Source organism: Variovorax sp. PMC12 (assembly GCF_003019815.1).
In the GTDB taxonomy this organism is placed as follows: domain Bacteria; phylum Pseudomonadota; class Gammaproteobacteria; order Burkholderiales; family Burkholderiaceae_C; genus Variovorax.
This window is the reverse complement of record NZ_CP027773.1, coordinates 4497557-4516336: the sequence shown is the minus strand read 5'-3', so window position 1 is coordinate 4516336 and position 18780 is coordinate 4497557. Positions and strand designations below refer to the sequence as shown.

Here is an 18780-nt window from a genome sequence, read left to right as displayed (position 1 = left end):
ATGCCGCCGCGCATCCTCTACCTCGCGACCGCGGACGCGCGCGGCCACCTGATGCGCGCGCAGCTGCTGACGCACGCGCTGCGCGACGCCGGCGCGCGGGTGCAGGTGCTCACCACCTCGGACGAAGGCGCGCGCTTCCTGGCCGGCTTCGGCATCGACGCGCCCGTGCTTTCGCGCCACTACGCGGTGCAGTTCGACAAGGAGCAGAACATGCTGCGCCGCGAGACCGACCGCAACGTGGCGCACTACATGTTCCGCCCCACGCGCATGCTGCGCGACGTGCTGCGGCTGAGCCGCCGCTTCCGCGACGCGGACCTGGTGGTGAACGACTCCTTCCACCCCGCGCTGCTGCTGATGGGCTGGCTGCCGTTCTGGCGCCGCAAGGTCGTGCACGTGTACGGCGCGAGCCTGCGGCATGCGCTGCAGACCAACTTCGAGGGCCGCATGCCGGGCGCCGTGGCGCGGCTGTTCGGCGGCATCGTGGCGTGGCAGATCGACCGCAGCCTCGCGCGCATCGCGCATGACTTCGCGCACGGCGAGCCGGCCCACGACGGGCGCGGCGGCTGGCGGCTGCCGACGCCGGTCGCGGTGGTGGATGCGGTGGCCCATGCACAGGAGGCCGCGCCGCGCGCCGCCGCTGTCTACCTGAACCCCCACTTCGAGGAACCGGCCCTGGCCGAAGGCCTGGAGCAGGGCCTGGCCGACGCGGGCCTGCCGGCGCACCTGGTGGGCGAAGGCTATGCGCGGCGTCCCCGCTGGCATGCGCGCGACGAGCACTGGATCGAGGCCGCAGCGCGCAGCGCCTTCATCGTCTCCGCGCCGGGCATGGCGGCGCTGTCGATCGCGGCGGTGTACCGCAAGCCGATCCTGCTGCTGCTGACCGACCAGCCCGAACAGGCGATCAACGCCGGGCGCGCCGCGCAGCTCGGGCTCGAGCACCGGGTGGTGGTGTGGCGCGGCGACGCGGCGAAGTTCGCGCGGGCCGTGGCAACCGCGGCGGGCGAACTGCTCGCCATGAATGCCGGCAACACCACGGACGGCGTCGAAGGCAGGCAGGCCGCCATCGACCGCCGCCAGCAATGGGTCACGCTGCTGCTGCGCCTTGCGGGCGGCGCGCCGGCTAGCCCATGACCCCGCGCGCCGAATCGACCACCGCGCGGAACACGCGGGCCGCCGCGCGCAGCGGATGCATCTCGGCCCATCGCATCGACGTGGCCTTCGGCGGCGCCGAGACCACGCCCCGGCCCATGCGCAGCGACACCTGCAGCCGCTTGATCGTGAAAGACGGCCGCGCCAGCGCACGGCGCGGCAGGGAGCGCCCGGTGTCCGCCACCACGAACTGCAGCACCAGGCACTTGCGCGCCGCCGCGGCCTCGATGTCGAACACGAGGCTGCGGCGCCGCGCCCCCGTGACGCGCCGGGCCGGCAGCACCACGCCGTCGAACATGGCGTGCACGCTCGTGGCCTTGGCATTGCTGCGGTAGTCCACCCGCACCTCGATGCGGTGCGGGCTCTGGTGCGAAACCGCAAGCGATTGCGAAGGCGCCAGCGCGGGCAGCGGTATGACCAGGCTGGCCAGTTCGCCCTCGCTGCGCGCGCCCTCCCCGTCGAAGCCGGCCCAGCCGTGGCTGAGCCAGCCGGCCGCGGGGCTGCCGGGATGGAACATGTAGGGCCGGTCCAGGCGCAGCTCGGCCACGTCGCGCAGGCCCTGGCTCTTGTCGTCGAAGCCCCAGCGCAGCGCGAATGCCTGCTCGATGGCGGCGGCCGGCCACGCCGATGCGCTGGCGGCGGCATTGGCTGACAAAGGCGAGATGTCGCCGCAGGCCTCGGCCATGAAGTCCATCGCGCCGAGCCCGGCGCCGATCGGCATCCAGCCCGAGCATGCCGCCGGCAGCTGCGAGCGCGCATTGCGGTCCGCATGGATCAGCGCGTGCGCGGGCTTGCGGAAATAGCGCGCCTCGGCCAGCACGCTGGACGACAGCGCCGACGCGAAGTGCACGTTGTTCGCCGACAGCAGCGCATACGTGTTCTCCTGCGTCCACGCGACGTTGGGAATGGCCCGTGCGATGGGCGCGAGGTCGTGCAGCGCGGGCTCGTACGGGTGCGGCTTGATGACCAGCAGGTCGACCCCGCGCGCCAGTTCGCGCAGCGGCGCGATCACGCTGGCCGGATGCATGGTGCGCCCGCCGCCCACCAGCGACAGGTCAACCAGGCTCTGGCCGAAGAACAGCCCCACGCGCAGGCGCGGGTCGAACAGCGAAGCGGCGCCGCGCCTGGCGAAGTAGCCCTTGAGCACGCTCGCGTGGTTCCAGAACAGCTCCTCGTCCACCCGGCGCGCGCGCAGCGCGGCCTCGATGGCGGGGTCGTTGGTGCGGGCGCAGAAGTGCAGGTGCTCGGTGAAGCGGCGCGGGTCGATCTCGATGTCGAGGTAGCTGGCGCCGCCGCGGTCGATGCAGTGCTGCAGCGCTGGCGTCAGCCCCCAGCCGATCACCAGGCAGCCGGGGTCGAACGCCGGCATGCCGTCGCGCCCCGCCAGCGGCGCCAGGTCGGCGATGCAGGCGCGGGCCCAGCCGGCCGGGGTGCAGGGCAGGTCGAGCCGGGCCATGAGGCGCGCGACGTCGATGCGCCCGCCGTCGGACAGCGGCGCGACCTCCTGCACCGGCAGGCCCAGGCGGCCGAGAGCGGTGTCGAAGAAAGCACGCAGGAATCGCCGGTTCGCGACGTGGTAGGTCAGGCCGTTGGCCGCGGAGCGAAAAAAATCGTCCGCAAAGACGACGTGGTGGAACCGGCGAGTTTTCATTGTTTTTCCGGGCAGGCCGGCCTGCCCGTGCACACCGCCCCGCCAACCCTTTCTGGCGATGCGCCAATCTAGGCAGCGACTCTTAGCCGGGGATGAGAACTTCGCGGCCTGCGCGCAAAGTTGCCGTAAAGGCGCGGGCCGCTCAGTCGAGCACCAGGTTGAGGTCGCGGATGAGCGGGTGCCAGCGCGCCGCTTCGGCCTGCAGCAGCGAAGCGAACTTGCCGGGCCCGTCGCCTGCGGCCTCGATGCCGAGCTCGGCGAACCGGGCCAGCACCGCCGGGTTGTGGATGGCGCTGGCCACCGCCTGCTGCAGCCGCGCCACCAGCTCGCCGGGCGTGTTCACGGGCACCACGAGCCCCATGAGCGTGGCGGCCTCGACGCGCGGCATGCCGAGCTCGGCGAAGGTCGGCACCGCCGGCAGTTGCGCCAGCCGGCGCGGATGGGCCACCGCCAGCGCGCGCAGCCTGCCGCTCTGGATGAAGCGGCGGGCCGCCGCCAGGTCGCACATCATGGCCGGCAGCTGGCCGCCGGCCACGTCGGCCAGCGCGGGCGCCGCGCTGCGATACGGCACGTGCACCATCTTCAGCCCGGCCTCGCGCTCGAGCAGTTCCATGGCCAGGTGCTGCGGGCTGCCGGTGCCGGCGGAAGCGAAGCTGACCTTGCCGGGAAAGGCGCGCGCGTCGGCGATGAACGCGCGCGCGTCTTTCTCGCCGGTGGCCGGGCCGACCAGCAGCACCATCGGCAGCCGGCCCATCAGCGTGACCGGCGCGAAGTCGCGCACGGGGTTGTAGCTGAGGTTGCGGTAGATCGCGGGGTTGAACACCAGCATGCCGTTGTCGGCCGACAGCAGCGTGTAGCCGTCGGCCGGCGCGCGCGCCGCCTCGATGGCGCCGAGCGCGGTGTTGCCTCCGGCACGGTTCTCTATGGTCACCGGCTGCCCGGTGTCGATGGCGAGTTGGGCGCCCACGGTGCGCGCGACGATGTCGGCGCCGGCACCGGCCGGGTACGGCACGATCCAGCGGAAGGGCCTGGCGGGATAGAGCGGCTGCGCCGTCGCGGCGCGGGGCAGCGTGCCGGCCGCGAGGGCGGCCGTGGACAGGAGCTGCAGCAGAAGCGGTCGGCGGCGGATCATGGGCGGCATGGGCGGGCGTCTCCGCCTCCATGTTAGGGCCTGTTCATCCAGCCCTGCTGGTCCTCAGGCCTTGTGCAGCGGCCCAGCCCGCCACGTCCTCGCGCTTGATGGCGGCGGCCATGAGGCCCGGGAACGCGTCGGGCGTGCATGCGAACGAGGGCACGCCCAGCGCGGCCAGCTTGGCGGCCAGGTCGCGGTCGTAGGCCGGCGCGCCCTCGTCGCTGAGCGCCAGCAGCGCGATGAACTGCACGCCGGCCTCGACCAGCTCGTTGGCGCGGTGCAGCAGCTTTTCTTCCACGCCGCCTTCGTACAGGTCGGAGATCAGCACCAGGATGGTGTTGCGCGGCTCGCGTATGAGGCCCTGGCAGTAGCCCACGGCGCCGTTGATGTCGGTGCCGCCGCCCAGCTGCACGCCGAACAGCAGGTCGACCGGGTCCTGCAGCTGCTCGGTCATGTCGACCACGCTGGTGTCGAACACCACCAGCCTGGTCGCCACCGCCGGCAGGCTGGCCATGACGGCGCCGAAGATGCTCGAATAGACCACCGACGCGGCCATGGAGCCGCTCTGGTCGATGCACAGGATCACCTCGCGCTGCGGCTGCCGCGCCTTGCGGCCGTAGCCGACCAGCGACTGCGGCACTACCGTGCGGTACTCGGGCTGCCAGTGGCGCAGGTTGGCGCGGATGGTGCGGTTCCAGTCGATCTCCGAATGGCGCGGGCGGCGGTTGCGCTGGCTGCGGTTGAGCGCACCGCTCACGGCGCTGCGCATCGGCTCCTCGAGCTTCTTCATGAGCTCTTCGACCACCTTGCGCACCACGGCGCGCGCGGTGTCCTTGGTGCCCGCGGGAATCACGCTGGCCAGCGCCACGAGGCTGGCCACCAGGTGCACGTCGGGCTGGGCGTTCTCGAGCATCTCGGGCTGCAGCAGCATCTGGCGCAGGTTGAGCCGCTCCATCGCGTCGCGCTGCATCACCTGCACCACCTGGCTTGGAAAGTACTTGCGGATGTCGCCGAGCCAGCGCGCCACGCTGGGCGCCGAATCGCCCCGGCCGCCGCGCTGGCCGCCCTGGCCCAGGCCGCGCCGGCCGTCGGCCTCGTAGAGCGCGGCGAGCGCCATGTCGATCTCGCGGACCCGGCCTTCCACGGCGCCGCAGCTGGGCGTGGCCTCGCTGCCGAGCACCAGGCGCCAGCGCTGCAGGCGGTCGGTGGAGGGCGGCGTCTCGTCCGCGGACGCGGCAACGGTGTCGTCGGTGTTCATGCCTTCACTCCCAGCAGTTCCCGCAGCAGCGGCAGCGCGAGCACCGCGCGAGATTCGTCCCACTCGGCGGCGGCTGTGGCGACCACCGCCGTGCCGCCTTTTCCACCCGTCGCGCCCCGCTTCGCGCGCTCGCCCAGCGCGCGCCGGTCGGCGCCCGAGAAGTCGGCGAAGCTGCGGCGCACCAGCGGCAGCACCTGCAGGAAGTGTTCTTCGCCGAGCGCCGACAGCCAGCCGTCGACCAGCGGCCACACGGCCTCGTCGTGCAGCAGCACCATCGCGTTGCGGTTGAGAAAACCTTCGAGCCACGCTGCCGCCTCGGTCGGCGGAGCGCCGGCCGAGAGATTGCGCGCGAGCTGCTGCGAGGCACCTTCGCTGTCGATCTGCGCATCGTCGAGCAGCAACCGGCAGGCCACGCCGCGCAGCAGCGGCGCCGCGCTCTCGCCGAAGGCGATGGCGCGCAGCGCACCGCGCCATGCGGCGGTGGTTTCCTCGCCGTCGCGCAGGCGCACCGCGTCGTGTGCGGCGATGAGGCTGGTGCGCAGCGATTCGGCCGCTTCGGCGTCGAGCGCGCCGCAGGCAATGGGCAGGCCGATGGCGCCGCGCACGATGAGGCTGTCGAGCACGTGCGACAGCAGCGCGCTGTCGGTCTGGCGCACGCTGCCGTAGCGGAACACGTTGGCCAGCGGCGGCACCGCGCCGATGAGCTGCACCGCGTCGCCGGTGAGCGCGGCGCGGTCTTCGAGCGCGCGGGTCACGGCCTGCACCGCCGCTGGCAGGTCGGCCAGCAGCACGGTGTCGACCTGCCCGGCCAGCGCGGTGAGCGAGCTTTCGCCGGCCAGCTGCTCCATCACGCGCGAGGTGGCGGCGTGCGCCAGGGTCGCGCCGAAGCGGCTGGCCTCGATGATGCGCAGCGCGAATTCGGGCTGCCACTGCAGCTGCCACACCTCGTGGAAGGTGCCGCGGCTGGAACGCTGGCCGACGGTGGGCGCGCCCCAGGGCAGGTCGAGCAGGCGCAGCCGGTGCAGCAGGTGGCTGCGCGCGAGGTCGTTGGGCTGGCGCAGGTCGAGGTCGAGCGTGCGCGCGGTGGCTTCCGGCTTCAGGCGCAGGCTTTTTTGCTGCTGCTCGATGTCGCGCTGCAGCGGCACGGTCGGCACTTCTGCCGGCACCTGGCCCATGCGGTCGCCGACGGTCAGGCGCTCGCGGATCAGCGTGAGCGGCGCCTGCTCGCCCATGCAGATCACGCTGCGCACGGCCTCGTCGAGTTCGGGCAGGCCGGGCGCGGGGCGTTCGCGCAGGGCGGCGAGGGTGTCGGCCAGGCGCGTGGCCTCGATCAGGTGGGCGGAAGAGCAGTCGAGGTCGTGCTCGCGCAGCAGCCGCGCCACGCGCGCGAGCCAGCCGGTGCTGCGGCCCGCCACCTGCTGGCCCTGCTGCCACAGGTGCTCGTACCAGCCCGGCGAATCGATGCCCGCGCCGTAGCCGCTGGCGCTGGTGAGGTGGCGATAGGTCCACGGCACCCAGGTGGCCAGCACCTTGAGCCTGGGCAGGCCCTTGAGCAGCGCGGCGTCGGCCTTGGCGGTGGCCGCGCCCTGAAGGGCCGGCACATGCCAGGCGCCGCAGACCACGGCGATGCGCTGGTGGCCGGCCTTGACGGCTTCGCGTATCGATTGCCGCATGAAGGCCTCGCGCAGCTGCTCGCGCTTCGCGGCGCGCGGGCCGCGGCGGTCTTCGGGTGTTTCGGCGCGCACGGCCGTCATGGCCTCGGCGATGGCGCCGAACAGGTCTTCGCCGTCGCCGCGCTCCTCGACCATGTGGTTCCACCAGCTCTCGCCGTCGGCATAGCCGGCGGCATGGGCGAGCCAGTCGAAGGGGTCGTCGGGGATCCGCCGCAGCGCCGCTTCCTCGCCGGAGGCCGGTGCTTCGTCGTGTTCGTCATCGCCCGGCGGCTCGCCGGCTTCGGCCCCGGGGGCTTCCTGTGCCTTCGCGGCCTCGGCTTCGTCGGCGGCGCGCGCGGCCTGCTCGATCGCCATGCGGTGCGACTGCGGCAGGTCGATGAAGCGCACCGGCAGGTTGCGCGACACGCCCCATTGCAGCGCCTGCCATTCGGGCGAGAACTCGGCGAAGGGGTAGAAGGCGGCGAGCCCCGTGTCCTCGCCCGCGTGGATCAGCATCGCGACCGGCGGGCGCAGGTCGGCGTGCGCCATGAAGGACAGCAGGCCTTCCGCGTCGGGCGGGCCTTCGACCAGGATGCAGTCGGGCTGCAGCGACTCGAAGGCGCGCAGCAGGCTGCGCGCGCAGCCGGGCCCGTGGTGGCGGATGCCGAAGTAGTGCAGCGGAGAGCCCATCTGTTCAGTGCGTCGAAAAAGTGGAGTTGCAGGGGCTCAGAGACCGTAGCGCGCTTCCATGGCCTCGTGCCATTCGGTCGGCTCGCCGGCCGCGCGGGCCAGCTCGGTCCAGCACAGCTGATGGCCCTTGCACAGCGCAGCCACGCGCGCGGCAATGGCGCGCGGCGGCACGCTGGCGGGCGCGGTCACGGCGAGGTAGAGGCCGGGGAGGTCGTCGTCTTCGTCGTGTTCGTCTTCTTCGTCCGCGTCATCCGCTTCGGCGTCGCTCACGCGATAGTTGTCGTTGCTGTACTGCCAGGTGCTCCAGCCCGCCTCGTGGAGCGCGTCGCGCAGGGCGCTCACGCTTTCCTCGCCGGGGTGCACGCCGTCGATCATGTAGCTCGGGCCGTAGGGGCCCTTCTCCAGCAGGTGCACGGGCGCGGTGAAGACGCGGGTGTAGGTGCGCAGTTCTTCCTCGTCCTCGGGCGGCTGCTCCGCCAGCCTGGGCTCGAACACCACCCAGTCGCCCAGGCGCTGCTCGAGGCCGCGCGGCGAGGGCTGCACGATGCGCGCGGTGGCCGGGCCGGTGCGGCGCGCGAGCACGTCGCGCTCGCGGCCGTTTTCCTCGCAGCGCAGGTAGACCAGGCCCCAGTCTTCCTCGACCTCGGCATCGTCGGGCTGGCCGGCTTCGAGTTCCATCTCGAGCGCGCGGGCCTGCGCGCGCACGTCGGCCCACTGGCGCGCCGCGGTGGCGGCGATTAGCAGCTCCCAGCGGCGGCCAGGCTCGGGCGCATCGTCGGCGGCCAGCACCATGCGGCGCTGGGCCACGGCCGTGTCGAAGTCCTTCAGTTCCATGGCCGCGTCGGCCCACAGCCGGCGCGTGGCCGTGGCCTCGGGGTCGTGCGCCAGCACCTGCTCGACCAGCGGCCCGACCTGCGTGTAGCGCCCTTCGCGGAAGGCGATGCGCGCGCGGTACCAGGCGGCCATGGCCGGCTGCGCGGCCTCGATGCGTCGCGCCTGTTCCTCGATGGCGCCCAGGTCGCCGGCGCTGAAGCACAGGCCGAACCAGTGGTTCTGCAGCGCCACCGATTGCGGCGCCGCCAGCACCATGGCCTGCAGCCGGCTGCGCGCCTCGTCGTGGCAGCCGTAGTTCGACAGCGCGGAGGCCAGCATCATCGCCAGCCCCTCGTCGCCGGGCAGCGCCTGGTGCGCCTGCTCCAGCCACTGGATGACGGTCTCGTTCGACAGGCCCTCGGCCTCGGGCGAACGCAGCCAGTCGGGAAGCGATTCGGGCGCGCTCGGCGCGGGCTTCGGTGTCACGGCGGCGAGCGCCTGCTCGGCACGCCGCACCTTGTCGGCGGCACCGAAGTCCTCGCGCAGCAACGGCACGTGGTGGCGCGCACGCGCCACGGCCTGCGCGGCCAGCCACGGCACCTGCCGCGCGCCGGCCAGCTCGGCCTGGGCCAGCGCAAGGTCGATCAGCAGCCGGTGGCTGCCGACGGTGTGCAGGTGCTCGATGGTGGTCCACAGCGCGTGGCCCAGCGCGGGCGTGTTGAGCTCCGGCAGCGCGCGCGCGGCCGCGACGGCGGCGCGGCACCACGACACATGGTCGGCCACCTCGATGTCGCCGAATTCCGGCAGCAGGTCCCACCCGGCCTGCGGCTGGCCGGCCAGCACGAGCGCGCGGCTGCGCTGCAGCAGGCGGGTCGACTGCTCGCGGCGGTCGTCCTCGTCGGCTTCGTCCTCGGAGTCGTCGAGCAGCTTGAGCGCGGTGTGCGGGTCGCCGGCCGCGAGCCATTGCTCGACCTCGGTGGTGACGAACAGCGTGGTCACTTCCTCGCCGGCGCGGCGCTGAGCGTCGCGCTGACTCTTCAGGTAGAGCACGGCCTCGCGCGGCTGGCCCTGGTCGCCCATGGCATTGGCGCGCTCGATGCTCAGGCAGCCGAAGCAGCCCCAGCTGGGGTCGATGCGCGCCAGCGTCTCGTCGCAGGCCGCGAGGCGCTCGCCGGCCCAGCCGGGGCCGTCGACGTTCGCGTAGGTGGCCACCAGGTCCTGCGTGACGCACACGCTCTGCGGGCAGCCCTGGGTCTTTTCCTGGTGCGCCCGCTCGTAGGCATCGACCACTTCGCCGAGCTGCGACTCGCCGTGGTGGCGCGCCACGCGCGAGGCGCACAGCCAGTGCTTGAAGTACACGTCGAGCCACGGAATGTCGAGTCCGCGCGCGCTGGCGAGCGCCTCGGGCACCAGCGCCTCGACCAGCGCATGGTTGCCCTGGAACTGCTGGTGCGGCACGTCGTGAATCAGGTAGGCCAGGCGCTGCTGGCCTTCTTCCTCGAGCCGGTCCGACAGGTCGTTGACCCAGGCAAAGCTGTCCATCGTGTTGATCCTCTCTCTTTGGTTTTCTAGGAAGCCGAGCGCGGCGCGCAGAGCGCGGCCACGGCCCGGCTGAAATCGGCCAGCAGTTCGACCAGCGGCGGCTGGCCCTTCAGTTCCTCGCCGCCCGGCGCCATGATGGCCTTGAAGCTGCGCAGCAGCGCGACCGCATGCGCGGGCACGGCGCGGCCCTCGCGGTGGCTTTGCAGCAGCGCCTGGATGGCCGGGTTGTCGAGGTTCACGTACAGCCGCGCCGACACGCTCGCGTCGATGCGCTGGGTGAACGCGCGCGCCAGGCTGAGCGCGGCGCCGGCCATGCGCTTCCTGGCCTCGTCGGTCTCCAGCCGCGCCTTCAGCTGCGCCTCGCGGTCGGGCACGGCGATCAGCGGCAGCTCGGGCGACACGAAGCGCGCGGGCACCACCAGCTCGCCCCATGCGAGGTGTTCGCGCAGCCAGGCGAGTTCGCTCTCGGGCAGGTCTTCGCCGCGGAACATGCGGGCGTTGCCGGCGGCGGTGCCGATCTCGATGAGCTGCACGCCGCGATCGCGCACCCACTGGCGCAGGAAGCCGGCCACCGCGTAGCGGTCGCCGCGCGCCACGGGCACCTGCAGCGCGCGGAACAGCACGTCCTCGAAGCCGCCGCTCTGGCCCAGGCTCAGGTGGATGCGGCCTTCGCGCACCAGGCTGCGCACCGGCAGGTCGCCCTGGCTGGTGGGCAGGCGCACGGCGTCGGCCAGCATGGCGAAGAGTTCGTCCTCGCACAGCGCGGCGCCCAGCAGCGCCTCGTTGTGGCGCGTGAGCAGCCGGCTCCAGGCCGGTGCCTGCGACCGCGAAAGATCGGCCAGGCCGCGGATCAGCGCGTCCTGGATGTGAGCGCGCGTGGCCTGGTAGGCGGCGTCGCGCTGCAGGTCTTCGCGGCTGGCGGTGGGCGTGAGCGCGTTCGACTCGATCACGCCGCCGATGAAGCCGGCCCACACCGGCAGCAGGTCGCGCGCCTCGTCGTCGAGCAGCATGCCGCGCACGTAGACGCTCAGGTGGCGGTTGTCGCTGGTGCCGTAGGTGGCGCCGTCCTGCACCCACAGCAGGCCGCGCGCGTCGCTCTCGCCCTCGGGCTCCACGGGAATCACGCAGATGGGCTCGAAGTGCCGCTCCATGCGTGCGGCGAAGGCCATGCGCTGGCGCTGCAGCACCGCGGGGTGCAGCACCACGCCGTCGGCGGCGGCGCGCCAAGGCGGCGGGTCGGCGTTGACGCATTCGTCGTCGAACCACAGCGGCTCGCGCAGCAGCGCGCAATAGCGCCCGAGCACTTTCTTCAGCACGCCGGCCGAGCACAGGTGGTTGAAGTCGCTGCGCATCGCGAGGTGGATCTCGGTGCCCACCGGCCGCGCGTCGATGGCCTGCACCGCGTAGCGCCGGCCGTCCGACGAGCGGTAGCGCCAGCCTTCGCCGGGCGACTGGAACGAGGTGCTGTTCACCAGCACCTGCTCGGCCACCACGAAGGCGGAGAGAAAGCCCAGCCCGAACAGGCCGATGAGCTCGTCGCTGCCGTCCTTGTCGGACGCGCGCAGCTGCCGCGTGTAGCCGTTGCCCAGCGTGGCGAGGTAGCGGTGCAGCTCCTGCTCGGTGAGGCCGGAACCGTTGTCGCGGATGACGATGGTCTGCGCGGCCTCGTCGGCCAGCACGTCGATGCGGCCGGCCTCGGTGAAGGACGGGTCTTCGAGCCGGCGGCGCGAGATGGAGTCGTGCGCGTTCTGGATCAGCTCGCGGATCGCCACCACGGGCGTGGAATACAGGTGCTTGGCCAGCACGTCGAACAGGCCGTCCAGGTGCACCTGGGTGGTCTGCAGCGCCGGCGTCTGCGAAGGGAGGTCTGGCTGTGGGGAGTCCGACATCGGCGCGCTCACAGCTGCTCGCGGCAGGCGCGGTACAGGTCCTTCCAGTCGCTGCGCTCCTTCACCACCGTCTCCAGGTACTCCTTCCACACCACCTGGTCCTGCACCGGGTCCTTGATGACCGCGCCGATCAGGCCCGAGGCCACGTCGGCCGAACGCAGCACGCCGTCGCCGAAGTGGCCGGCCAGCGCCATGCCGCTGTTGATGACGGAGATGGCCTCGGCGGTGGAGAGCGTGGAGCTGGGCGACTTGATGCGCGTCTTGCCGTCCTCGGTCTGGCCGTTGCGCAGCTCGCGGAAGATCTGCACCACGCGGCGCACTTCCTGCAGCGCCGGCGGCTCGGCCGGCAGCGCGAGCGCGCGGCCCAGTTCGCCCACGCGCTTGACCACGATCTGCACTTCCTCCGCCTCGCTCGACGGCACCGGCAGCACCACGGTGTTGAAGCGGCGCTTGAGCGCGCTCGACAGCTCGTTCACGCCCTTGTCGCGGTTGTTGGCGGTGGCAATGACCGAGAAACCGCGCACCGCCTGCACCTCGCTGCCGAGTTCGGGAATGGGCAGTGTCTTTTCGGACAGCACGGTGATCAGCGTGTCCTGCACGTCGGCCGGGATGCGGGTGAGTTCCTCGACGCGCGCGATCTTGCCCAGGCGCATGGCGTGCACCAGCGGGCTGGGCACCAGCGCCTTGTCGGACGGGCCGTGGGCCAGCAGCTCGGCGTAGTTCCAGCCGTAGCGCAGCTGCTCTTCGCTGGTGCCGGCGGTGCCCTGGATCAGCATGGTGGAGTCGCCGCTCACGGCGGCGGCCAGGTGCTCGGATACCCACGACTTGGCCGTGCCCGGCACGCCGTACAGCAGCAGCGCGCGGTCGGTGGCGAGCGTGGAGACCGCGATTTCCATCAGTCGCGGATTGCCGATGTACTTGGGGCTGACCTCGAAGCCGCTGGCGAGCTTGCCGCCCATCAGGTAGGTGAGCACCGCCCAGGGCGAGAGCTTCCAGTTGGCCGGACGCTGGCGGTCGTCGACCTTCTGGAGCGCATCGAGTTCTTCGGCGAATTGCTGTTCGGCATGCTGGCGCAGGACATTGCTCATGGACGGCCTTGGGATGGAGAAGAAGAAGTAGATGAAAGGGTGAGGAACAGCCGGCGCGCGCGCACGATGCGCGCGGTCTCGGCCAGCGCGTTGGCGGTGCCGGGTGTTTCGTCGGCGGTGCGCGGCAGGTCGGCCAGCGCAGGCAGCGCCGAGGGATGCAGCAGCGCGGCGGCGCTGGTGAGCACCTGGCGCAGCATGTAGTCGTTGGCGAGGCTGCCGCGCTCCACGCGCAGGCGCAGCGCGGCGGCCAGCCTGGCGGACAGCTCGGCCGACGGCGTTTCGCCGGGCGCGCAGGCCTGGTCGGCGAAGCCCACGACTTCCTGCGCGCCGTTGCCTTCGGCGCCCAGCTCGGCAAGCCAGTGGCGCTCGCGGCGCGCGCGCGGCAGCAGCGCGAGCAGCTGGCCGATCCAGGCGCGCTGGGCGCGCGGACGGTCGAGCATGGCGTCGCACCAGTCGTGGTCGGGGGCGGCGATGACGGCGTCGTTCCAGCCGCGCAGCAGCGCGTCCTTCCAGTCGCCGGCGGCGGCCCAGTCGAGCAAGGCCGCCGGCGTCATGCCGGTGCGCGCGGTCCACCAAGACAGCGGCGCCTGGCGCACGAGCTGGTAGAGCCACCATGCGCGCTCGCCGAGGCCCTCGTGCGTGGGGCGTGCGGGGTCGATGGCGTCGTCCTTCCAGCGCGCGTCGGCGGCTTCGGGAGCGTCGATGCGCCATGTGGCGCCGTCGTGCTTCAGCAGCGGTTCGAGGAAGGCGGCGATGCGCTGCGCATGCGCGCTCTGCGGCAGGCGCTGCAGCAGTTCGACGGCGGCCTGGCGGACGTCGCGGGCGCGGTCCTTGAGCTGGGCGTCGATCAGTGCCTCGTCGTCGGGGCCGAGGTTTTCGGCGAGCGCGCCGAGCAGCGCGGCGCGGTCCTTGGCGGGCAGTTGCTGCAGCTCGGCGGCAAGGCGTTCGCGCGCGCCGGCCGGGTCGGCCTGGCGCTGTTCGCGCAGCACCGCGACGCGTTGGTCGAGGCTGCCTTCGTCCCAGCGTGTCTGCGCGTCGGCCTGTTCGCTGGCGCCGACGGCATAGCGCCAGTCGTCGTTGCGCGCCGCGAGCCAGAGGCCGCGTTCGCCGAGCGCGGGGGCCACGGCGGGCCGCAGGTCGATGGCGCGGCGGCCGGCGTCGAGCGCCAGGGGCAGCAGGCTGTGCGGCAGGCGCAGGCCGGCGGCCGCGAGCGCTGCCAGGCCTTCATGCTGAAGGCGCAGCGGGCCGCTCGACAGGGCATCGGCGATGGCGGCCTGCAGCGTGGCGTCCTTGAGTTCGGGGCGTTTGTCTTCGGCGGCGACGGGCGCTTCGGACGGCGGCAGCTTCGGCGCGACGAAGCCCGCGCGGCGCCCGACCGCGACGGCACCCGCCATGCGCAGCAACCGGCCTTGCGCCTCGCCGCCTTGCAGCGCCTGCAGCAGCCCGGCGAATTCGCCCGCCATGCCTGCGGCCGGCGGCACGGGCTGGCGCGAGGTGCCGACCAGCGCGGCCTGCAGCAGTTGGTTCCAGTGGCTCATTCGATGACCTCCGTGCTTCGCACTGCGGTGCGAGCTTGCTCGGGGCGGCGCGGCGCTGCGCTCATGTCCGCACTCCCGTCAGCGTCCAGACCGGCGCGCTGTCCACCGCCGTACCCATCGGCCATGCGGTGAGCGGCGCGAACTGCTCGCCGTCCCATTCGCCGAACACGCGCAGCGGCGCACCGCCGGAATGCGCCAGCAGCTGCCATGCCTCCTGCGCGGCGACCTGCATCGGCAGCGCCTGCGGCGCGCCGTCGAGGCGCAGCCACCAGCGGTCGCCGTCGCGGCTGGGCACGGCGTCGGCCCACACCATCGGCAGCAGCGGCTGCCAGGGGTTGGCGGCGATCTGCTGCGCCATGCGCTGCCATTCGTCATGGGGCACGTCGTTGGCGGGGGCAGCCGTGGCGGGCGCGTCGGACGGCAGCTCGGCCACCAGCGCGCGCTGCGAAGCATGGCCCGGATAGAAGCACAGCACCGCCGCGCGTTCGCTGCCGCTGACCCAGCCGGTCTCGAAGCCGCGCCCGCCGTGGGCGTAGTCGAGCAGCAGCGCGCGGCGCCCGCTCGCGCGGCCTTGCAGCCACACGTGGCGCTCGACCAGCTTGGTGTCGCGCTCGTCGATGCACTGGCCCAGCACCAGCCAGTGGTCGCTGACGCGTTCGCCCTCGGCGAGCAGCGCCTCGCGGTCCTGCGGCCAGCCGAGCGCGGTGCGCAAATCGGCCAGCGTGGCGGGCGACAGCGATTCGCGGCGCGGGACCGCATCGACGATCAGCTGCAGCCGCCCGAGCCGGTCGAGCAGCCGCGCGGGCCAGCCTTCGCCCACGCCGATGAGTTCGGCCGCCTGCGTGATGCGCTGGCCGAGCCCCGGCGCCTGCGCATCGACCATGCGCGCGGCCATCGCGCTCCAGGCTTGCTGCTGCTCGCTGCCGAGCGATGCCAGGCCGCGCTGCGTCTGGTCGTCGAGCCAGAGTGCAAGCTCCTGCGCGCCGGCCTCGATGCGCTTCCAGCGTTGCGCGTCGCGCCTGGCGGCAGCGGCGGGGTCGGCCGCGGCCGGCGGTTCGGCGGCGCGGGCTTCTTTCTTCTCGGCCTTTTCGCGGCGCGAGGCGAGCCACTCGGCCACCCACGGCGGCGGGTCGCCCTGGGTGAAGCCGGCTTCGTTCTGCGCGCGCAGCAGCATCAGCGCCAGGCCGTGCTTGCAAGGGAATTTGCGGCTCGGGCACGAGCAGCGGAACACCGGGCCCGTGAGGTCGACCTGCGTCTGGTAAGGCTTGCTGCCGCTGCCCTGGCATTCGCCCCACACGGCGGTGTCGGAGAACGCGAGCGTGGGCCACTTGGCCGGTGCGAGCAAACCCTTGGCGGCCTTGGCCGACGCGTCGTCGGGGGCGAGCGCCAGGACGGCTTCTGTGCTGAGACTCATCGGGGCACCCTCGCGCCGCTCCGCGGCGCGGATGATTGAAAGAACGCGGCCATCAAGGCGCGACGGGATTGCCCGGCGTGCCGGCCTCGCGGGCCGAGACCGCCGCGGCCGCGACGGCCGGCGTGCGGTAGCTCACGTTCACCGCAGGCGCCGCAGGCTCCGGCGGCGGGCGCGTGATCTTGAAGAGAGGCTGCCTGGCGGGGGCAGCCGGAGCGGCGGCAGTCCGGGCCGCGGGCACGACCGGCGCCGAAGGCGCAGTAGACGCTATAGGCGTGAAAGGCGCCGCTGGCGTCGAATACAGGATGGGGGCGGGCGTTCCCGGCGCGGCCGTCACGGTGACGGCGGCCGGGGCCACGGTCGAGGCGGCTGCGGCGGGTGTTGCGGGCGCGGCCTTCGGGTCGTAGAGCACCGCGCCCTTGCTGATCCCCGTGGCCACCGGCCCCACGCCGACACCGACGCCGGCCGAGCCCGACACCTGCCCGCCGTTGTTCACCGCCACGCCCGCGCTGAGTGGGCCGAAGCCCGTGTTGAGCCCCACCGAGAAGTTGCCGTCCTTCGTGGCGCCGAGCCCCAGCGAGAGCCCCGGCACCAGCGGAATGCCGACGTGATAGTGCGAGCAGCCGCCCACCATGAGGAGCAGCAGCGCCGCGGGAACCGCGGCGGCCGTTGTCCGGACGGTGCGCGGCCGGCCGGTCACACCAGCAGCGCGTTCACGCGCCTCACATAGGCCGCCGGATCGGCGGGCAGGCCGCCTTCGGCCAGCAGCGCCTGGTCGAACAGGATGTTCGCGAGGTCGTCGAAGTGCGCCGAGCCTTCGAGCTTCTTCACCAGCGGATGCTCGGCGTTCACCTCGAGCACCGGCTTCAGCTCGGGCGCGGGCTGGCCGGCCTGCTTGAGCATGCGCGCCAACTGCGTGCTCATGCCGCCGTCCTGCACCACGAGGCAGGCGGGCGAGTCGACCAGGCGGGTGGTCACGCGCACGTCTTCGGCCTTGTCCTTGAGCGCTTCCTTGAGCTTCTCCAGCAGCGGCTTGAACGACTCGGCGGCCTCCTCGGCGGCCTTCTTCTCGGCCTCGTCCTGCAGCTTGCCGAGGTCGACCGCGCCCTTGGCCACGCTTTGCAGCGGGGTGCCGTCGAACTCGTTGAGGTAGTTCAGCGCCCACTCGTCCACACGGTCGGTCATGAGCAGCACCTCGATGCCCTTCTTCTTGAAGACTTCGAGCTGCGGGCTGTTCTTGGCGGCGGCGAGGGTGTCGGCGGTGATGTAGTAGATCGCGTCCTGGCCTTCCTTCATGCGGGCCTTGTAGTCCGCGAAGCTCACGCTCACCGTGTCGGTGGTGGTGGAGGCGTAGCGCAGCAGCTTGGCGATGCGGTCGCGGTTGCCGAAGTCCTCGCCCAGGCCTTCCTTGAGCACGGCGCCGAACTCGGCGTAGAACTTGGCGTACTTGCCCGATTCGTCGGCCGCGCTCGCGGCGGCTTCGGCGGCGGTGGGCGCGTTCTTGTCGACCACGTCGGTCACGGCTTCGGTCGGCTCGGGTGCGGGCACCGATTCGCCCGAGCCCACGTCGATGCGGCCTTCGGTGCTCTCGGGGCCGGTCTTCTGCTTCTTCGCCAGGTCTTCGAGCATGCCGAGCACGCGCTTGGTGCTGCCTTCGCGGATGGCCTTCACGTCGCGGCTTTCCTGCAGCAGCTCGCGGCTCACGTTCAGCGGCAGGTCGGCAGAGTCGATCACGCCCTTCACGAAGCGCAGGTAGCTGGGCAGCAGGGCCTCGGCGTCGTCCATGATGAAGACGCGCTTGACGTACAGCTTGACGCCCGCACTCTTGTCGCGGTTCCACAGGTCGAACGGGGCCTTGGCCGGGATGTAGAGCAGCTGCGTGTATTCGGTGCTGCCTTCCACGCGGTTGTGGCTCCAGGCGAGCGGCGCCTCGTAGTCGTGGCTGATGCTCTTGTAGAACTCTTCGTACTGCTCGGCGGTGATGTCCTTCTTGGGGCGGCTCCACAGGGCGTTGGCCTTGTTGACGGTTTCCCATTCGCCGGTCTTCACCATGTCGCCGGGCTGGTCGTTCTCGCCTTCCTTCCACTCTTCCTTTTCCATCAGGATGGGCAGGGAGATGTGGTCGGAGTACTTGCCGACGATCTGCTTGAGCTTCCAGGCGTTGAGGTATTCGTCGGCGTCGTCGCGCAGGTGCAGCGTGATGCTGGTGCCGCGCTCGGGGCGGGTGATGTCGGCCACCTCGAAGTCGCCGGCGCCGCCGCTGACCCAGCGCACGCCCTGGTCGGCCGGCAGGCCGGCGCGGCGCGATTCGACCGTGATCCTGTCGGCCACGATGAAGCCCGAGTAGAAGCCCACGCCGAACTGGCCGATGAGCTGAGCGTCGGCCTTCTGGTCGCCGCTGAGCTTGCTCATGAAGTCCTTGGTGCCGCTCTTGGCGATGGTGCCGAGGTTGTCGATGGCTTCCTGGCGCGACAGGCCGATGCCCTTGTCGGTGATGGTGATGGTGCGCGCGGCCTTGTCGAAGGACAGGCGCACGTCGAGATCGGACTGGCCCTCGTACAGCTCGGGGTGGTCGAGCGCCTCGAAGCGCAGCTTGTCGCACGCGTCGGAGGCGTTCGAGATCAGCTCGCGCAGGAAGATTTCCTTGTTCGAATAAAGCGCATGCGTGACGAGGTGCAGCAGTTGCGCGACTTCAGCCTGGAACGGGAGTTTGGTGTTGGAGGAATCAGCCATGGAAAGAGAAATATCGAGTCAAAAAAATTCTAAATCGGCACGGTGCCCGCAAGGTGACGGCGTGCCGACTTTCTAAGGTAAGGCGTTCGTGTGCTTCTTCAACATCCCGAGCCTCAGGACTGATGCACTTCGTATTTTTATTAAAACGAATGGCCTCCACACGTAGGCGCACGGCGCCTCATGGAACACAAAAGAGTACCGCACCCGGCATCTCCAGAAAAATCGATTCCCGAT

12 protein-coding genes are annotated in these 18780 nt (G+C 71.7%); 1 reads left to right on the top strand and 11 read right to left on the bottom strand.

Annotation, left to right across the window (positions count from 1 at the left end; genetic code table 11):
- On the top strand, positions 1-1131 hold the full coding sequence (locus C4F17_RS20915) for a hypothetical protein (RefSeq protein ID WP_106936530.1): 1131 nt from the start codon (positions 1-3) through the stop codon (positions 1129-1131).
- On the opposite strand, the gene C4F17_RS20910 is transcribed toward C4F17_RS20915, so the two are convergent.
- From C4F17_RS20910 to htpG, 11 genes are all read right to left on the bottom strand, one after another.
- Complete coding sequence (locus tag C4F17_RS20910) at positions 1121-2800, bottom strand: hypothetical protein (RefSeq protein WP_106936529.1); 1680 nt, start codon at positions 2798-2800, stop codon at positions 1121-1123. The two genes, C4F17_RS20915 and C4F17_RS20910, sit on opposite strands and share 11 nt — an antisense overlap.
- 142 nt (positions 2801-2942) lie before the next feature.
- Entirely contained in the window at positions 2943-3932 is a 990-nt protein-coding gene (locus tag C4F17_RS20905; RefSeq protein ID WP_106937632.1) for a Bug family tripartite tricarboxylate transporter substrate binding protein, read from the bottom strand.
- A gap of 43 nt (positions 3933-3975) precedes the next feature.
- Positions 3976-5190 (bottom strand): VWA domain-containing protein, encoded by a 1215-nt coding sequence (locus tag C4F17_RS20900; protein WP_106936528.1) that lies wholly within the window; start codon positions 5188-5190, stop codon positions 3976-3978.
- A complete protein-coding gene (locus tag C4F17_RS20895; protein ID WP_106936527.1) occupies positions 5187-7532 on the bottom strand; it encodes a DUF5682 family protein in 2346 nt (781 codons plus the stop codon). Before C4F17_RS20895 ends, C4F17_RS20900 begins: the two co-directional genes overlap by 4 nt.
- A 36-nt stretch (positions 7533-7568) precedes the next feature.
- The gene (locus C4F17_RS20890) at positions 7569-9887 is read right to left on the bottom strand and encodes a tetratricopeptide repeat protein (RefSeq protein WP_106936526.1); all 2319 of its coding nucleotides are present in this window, start codon (positions 9885-9887) and stop codon (positions 7569-7571) included.
- A gap of 26 nt (positions 9888-9913) precedes the next feature.
- A complete protein-coding gene (locus C4F17_RS20885; protein WP_106936525.1) occupies positions 9914-11776 on the bottom strand; it encodes an ATP-binding protein in 1863 nt (620 codons plus the stop codon).
- An 8-nt stretch (positions 11777-11784) separates the two neighbouring features.
- Complete coding sequence (locus C4F17_RS20880; protein WP_081267506.1) at positions 11785-12864, bottom strand: ATP-binding protein; 1080 nt, start codon at positions 12862-12864, stop codon at positions 11785-11787.
- Positions 12861-14402 (bottom strand): DUF5691 domain-containing protein, encoded by a 1542-nt coding sequence (locus tag C4F17_RS20875; protein ID WP_106936524.1) that lies wholly within the window; start codon positions 14400-14402, stop codon positions 12861-12863. The genes C4F17_RS20880 and C4F17_RS20875 overlap by 4 nt, the downstream gene beginning before the upstream one ends.
- 61 nt (positions 14403-14463) lie before the next feature.
- Positions 14464-15816 (bottom strand): SWIM zinc finger family protein, encoded by a 1353-nt coding sequence (locus tag C4F17_RS20870; protein WP_106936523.1) that lies wholly within the window; start codon positions 15814-15816, stop codon positions 14464-14466.
- 52 nt (positions 15817-15868) lie between these two features.
- The gene (locus C4F17_RS20865) at positions 15869-16513 is read right to left on the bottom strand and encodes a hypothetical protein (protein WP_106936522.1); all 645 of its coding nucleotides are present in this window, start codon (positions 16511-16513) and stop codon (positions 15869-15871) included.
- Complete coding sequence (htpG, locus tag C4F17_RS20860) at positions 16510-18546, bottom strand: molecular chaperone HtpG (protein WP_106936521.1); 2037 nt, start codon at positions 18544-18546, stop codon at positions 16510-16512. The genes C4F17_RS20865 and htpG overlap by 4 nt, the downstream gene beginning before the upstream one ends.
- Positions 18547-18780 lie beyond the last annotated feature (234 nt).